The sequence below is a fragment of the Streptomyces sp. genome (genome assembly GCF_036566765.1).
Taxonomy (GTDB): domain Bacteria; phylum Actinomycetota; class Actinomycetes; order Streptomycetales; family Streptomycetaceae; genus Streptomyces.
This window is the reverse complement of the sequence record NZ_DATCVQ010000394.1, coordinates 1-3,726: the sequence shown is the minus strand read 5'-3', so window position 1 is coordinate 3,726 and position 3,726 is coordinate 1. Positions and strand designations below refer to the sequence as shown.

General features: G+C 73.2%; 4 protein-coding genes. 2 read left to right on the top strand and 2 right to left on the bottom strand.

What is annotated here, in order from left to right; translation table 11 throughout:
* Window positions 1-326, top strand: a 326-nt coding sequence (locus VIU94_RS23195; protein ID WP_331913790.1) for an FG-GAP repeat domain-containing protein, incomplete at its 5' end; no start/stop codon positions are given.
* Window positions 327-393: 67 nt separating this feature from the next.
* Here the strand turns inward: VIU94_RS23195 and VIU94_RS23190 are convergent.
* Entirely contained in the window at window positions 394-927 is a 534-nt protein-coding gene (locus VIU94_RS23190) for a GNAT family N-acetyltransferase (RefSeq protein ID WP_331913789.1), read from the bottom strand.
* A 175-nt stretch (window positions 928-1,102) separates the two neighbouring features.
* On the opposite strand from VIU94_RS23190, the gene VIU94_RS23185 reads away from it, so the two are divergent.
* Complete coding sequence (locus VIU94_RS23185; protein ID WP_331913788.1) at window positions 1,103-1,570, top strand: carboxymuconolactone decarboxylase family protein; 468 nt, start codon at window positions 1,103-1,105, stop codon at window positions 1,568-1,570.
* Here VIU94_RS23185 and VIU94_RS23180 read toward each other — a convergent pair.
* Complete coding sequence (locus VIU94_RS23180) at window positions 1,560-3,476, bottom strand: sensor histidine kinase (RefSeq protein ID WP_331913787.1); 1,917 nt, start codon at window positions 3,474-3,476, stop codon at window positions 1,560-1,562. The two genes, VIU94_RS23185 and VIU94_RS23180, sit on opposite strands and share 11 nt — an antisense overlap.
* Window positions 3,477-3,726 lie beyond the last annotated feature (250 nt).

Below are 3,726 nucleotides of genomic sequence, written 5' to 3'. Positions count from 1 at the left end.
GCTGGAAGTCCCTGACCATCGTCGGCGCCGGCGACCTCAACGGCGACCGGGTCGCCGACCTGGTGGCCCGTACGGCCACCGGCGACCTGTACCGCTACTACGGCACCGGGAGGTCCACGATCGGCTCGGGCACGAAGATCGGTTCGGGCTGGGGCGGCATGGTCGACTTCGTCGGCATCGGCGACCTGACGGGCGACGGCAAGGACGACATCCTCGGCCGTACGACGGCCGGCGACCTGTACCGCTACGCGGGCAACGGCACGGGCGGCATCGGCTCCGGCGTCAGGATCGGCACCGGCTGGAAGGCCTTCACCAGCGTCCGCTGACCGGCGACACGCAGAAGACCCGCGCCGACGACGTCGGCGCGGGTCTTCCGTCGTCTCAGGGACAGGCTCAGGCCTGGTACTCGCTGAGGTCGATGGCGTGGACGCGGAGCGGGGTGCCGAAGGCCGGATGGGTCGTCTCGCGCTCGGGAACCATGCCGAGCTTGCGCATGACGTTCTCGGAGGCCGTGTTGCTGATGTGGGCGATGCCGATCACCCGGTCGAGCCCGCGGTCCTGGAGCGCGAACTCCAGGGCCGCGTGGGCGGCCTCGGAGGCGTACCCCTGCCCCCAGAACGGCCGCCCGAGCCGCCACCCGATCTCCACGGCGGGCAGCACCTCAGGCAGGAACTCGGGCACGGACAGCCCTGCGAACCCGATCAGCTCCCCGGACCCGATGAGCTCCACGGCGAAGAGCCCGAACCCCTCCTCGTCCCACTCCTCCTCCCACCGCTCGATGTCCTCCGCGGTCTCCTCCAGATCCCGCACCGCCCCGTCCCCGATCCACTGCATGACCTCGGGGTCGGCGTTGATCTCGGCCATGGGAACGAGGTCGTCGTCGGTCCAGCGGCGAAGGATGAGGCGGGGGGTACGGATCTCGGTCATGCCTCCATCCTGACGGATGCGGCCGGACCGCCGTCGCCGCGATCCGGACCCGGGCCCGGATCGACGGGGCGTCCTGAGAAACTTTCCGGAACGTGTCACATCCGCGGCGCGCGATCCGTCAATGCAGTGAAGGCCGCCGGGGAGGCGGTCGGGACGATCGTCGAGGAGTGCTCACATGCCGTACGAAGTCAAGGCCCGTATGACCAACCCCGCCTACGTCCTTCCCGGCGCCGGGGCGGCCATTCAGAGCCTGATGGAGGCCGCCAAGCAGGGCGGGGTCCCGGAGTCGACGCTGGAGCTGGTGCACCTGCGGGCCAGCCAGATCAACAGCTGCGGGTTCTGCGTCGACTACGGGGTGAAGTCCGCGAGGAAGGCGGGGGTCCCCGACGAGAAGCTGTTCGCCGTCGCCGCCTGGCGCGAGACGCCGTACTTCTCCGAGGAGGAGCGGGCCGCGCTGGCGCTGGCCGAGCACGCGACCCGGCTCGCCGACAGCCCGGACGCCGTGCCGGACGAGGTCTGGGACGCGGCCGCCGACCACTACGACGAGAAGCAGCTCGCCTCGATCGTCCTGATGATCGGCATCACGAACTTCTTCAACCGCCTCAACGTCACGGTGAAGCAGCCGGCCGGCGCTATGGGGTAGCGGCGGTGGCCGGTACCACGCCCTCCGTCGCGAGCACCGTCGCCGGAAGACCCACGTACGCGGTGATGCCGGAGCCGTCCGTCGGGCGCAGCTCGACCTGCGCGCCCAGCCGGGCGGCCAACCGGCCGACGACGTAGTGGCCGAGCTGCCGGGAGGGCGCGACCAGGAAGCTCTCGTCGCCCGCCAGCCGGGCGTTGGCCCGCGCCAGGGCCTCCGCGCCCATGCCGACGCCCCGGTCCACGACGGCCAGGCAGTACTCGTCGAGGTCCCGCCAGCCGTACACCTCGACCGGCAGTTGCACCGCCGAGTAGACCAGCGCGTTCTCGATCAGCTCGGCCAGCAGGTGCGACAGGTCGGCGACGGCGTCGCCACGGATGCGGCAGGGTTCGACGTCGGCCGTCGCCACCCGCCGGTACTGCTCGACCTCCGCGACCGCCGACTGCACTGCCTCCCGGGCGGTGACCGTGCCCGGCCAGGCCCGCTGCGGCTCCTGCTCGCCGGCGAGGACGAGCAGCGACTCGGCGTTGCGGCGCATCCGGGTGGCGAGGTGGTCGAGCTCGAAGAGCTCTCCGAGCGCCTCCGGGTCGATCTCCTGACTCTCCAGGGCGGTGATGAGTCCGAGCTGGCGACGGAGCAGACTCTGGTTGCGGCGGCCCAAGTTGGCCAGCGACTCGGAGGTGTTGCGACGGAGGGCGGCCTGCTGCGCGGCGAGGCCGACGGCCGTGCGCTCCACGTTCCGCAGCGCGGCCGCGAGCTGGGTGATCTCCTGGGCGCTGCCCGGCACGGGTGCGTCCGGGCGGTACGGAAGCGGGGTGGCCGCTGGTAACGCGCCCGCGTCCGCCTCCTGGATGCGCTGCACGGCCTCCTGCAGCCGTACCCCCGCCACCTCGTCGGCCTCCTCGGCGAGCGCGCCGAGCGGGCGGGTGATGGAGCGCGCGGAGAGTACGGCGAGGGCGGCGGCGACCGCCACGATCAGGAAGCCGAGGGCGAGGAATCCGGCGAGCTGTCGGCCGGCCGCCGCGCTGAGCTCCCCGGCCCGGGCCCGGGCGTCAGCGCCGACGGTGCGCTGCACGCCGTACAGGTCGTCCACGAGGACGGTCATCGACCGCCACCACAGGTCGGGGTCGACGGCGAGCCGGGAGCCGTCGGCCGCCGCCGCGGCCCGTTTCTCCAGGTCCGCGGCGCGGCGGGCGTCGGCGGTGGCGAGGGCCTTGTCGAGAGCGGCGCGCTGGTCGGCGGTGGCGGACTTGCCGAACTGGCCGAGGGCGGCGACCCGGGCGGCCCGCACCTCGGCGAAGGCCAGGTATTCGTCGGTCCGGAAGCGTCCGGCGGCGAACACCCCGTTGAGGGATCCGCGCTCCAGGGCCACGGACTCGGTGGCGTCGCCGAGCGCGCGCAGCGCGTCCATGGCGTCGCCGAGGGCCCGGTCACCGCCGGCCGCGTGCGCGGTGTGAGTGCGGGTGAGGGTGGTGATGGCGTCGGTGTAGAACGCGAAGGTCTCGGTGCGCGAGCCGCCTCCGTCGACGGACGAGCGCACGGCGCCGAGCCGGCCGAGCGGGTCGGCGCCGATCAGGTCGCCGAGTGCGGTGCGGGCGGTGTCGGAGCGGGTCCGCTGGGCGTCGAGGTCGTCGCGGTACTGGCGGGCGCCGCCGAGGAGTCCGTTGCTGAGCCCGCGCTCGCGCTGGAGCTCGTGGACGAGGGCCTGGACGGCGAGGACGCGGTCGACCCGGTCGTGGGTCTCGCGTGCGGCGGCCCAGTCTCCGGCGCGGTCGGCGACGGCGAGGCCGGTGAGGACGAGGAGCAGGCAGGTGGGCACGGCCAGGACGACGGTGACCCGCCCGCGGATGGTGCGCCAGCCGGGGGTCAGCCGTGCGAGGCGCCGGACGACGTTTGCTGTGGGAGTCACGCCGTACGACGGTAGGCGCGGGCGGGCAGTCCGCGATTTCCCCGCTGTAAGGGGGTGTTTGCGCTCCGCTCACGGACGGGGCTTCGAACGGGATGCGGACCGGGTCATCCGCTCGTAACCCGCTGTGCGGCAGCCTCGTCGGAGCGCTCGTACGCGCCGCGGCGCAGGGAAAGCGCCGAGGTGGCGGGACCGTCTTACGGTCCCGCCACCTCGGCGTTCATGACTCAAGGGCACGGACGGCCGCCCGGGC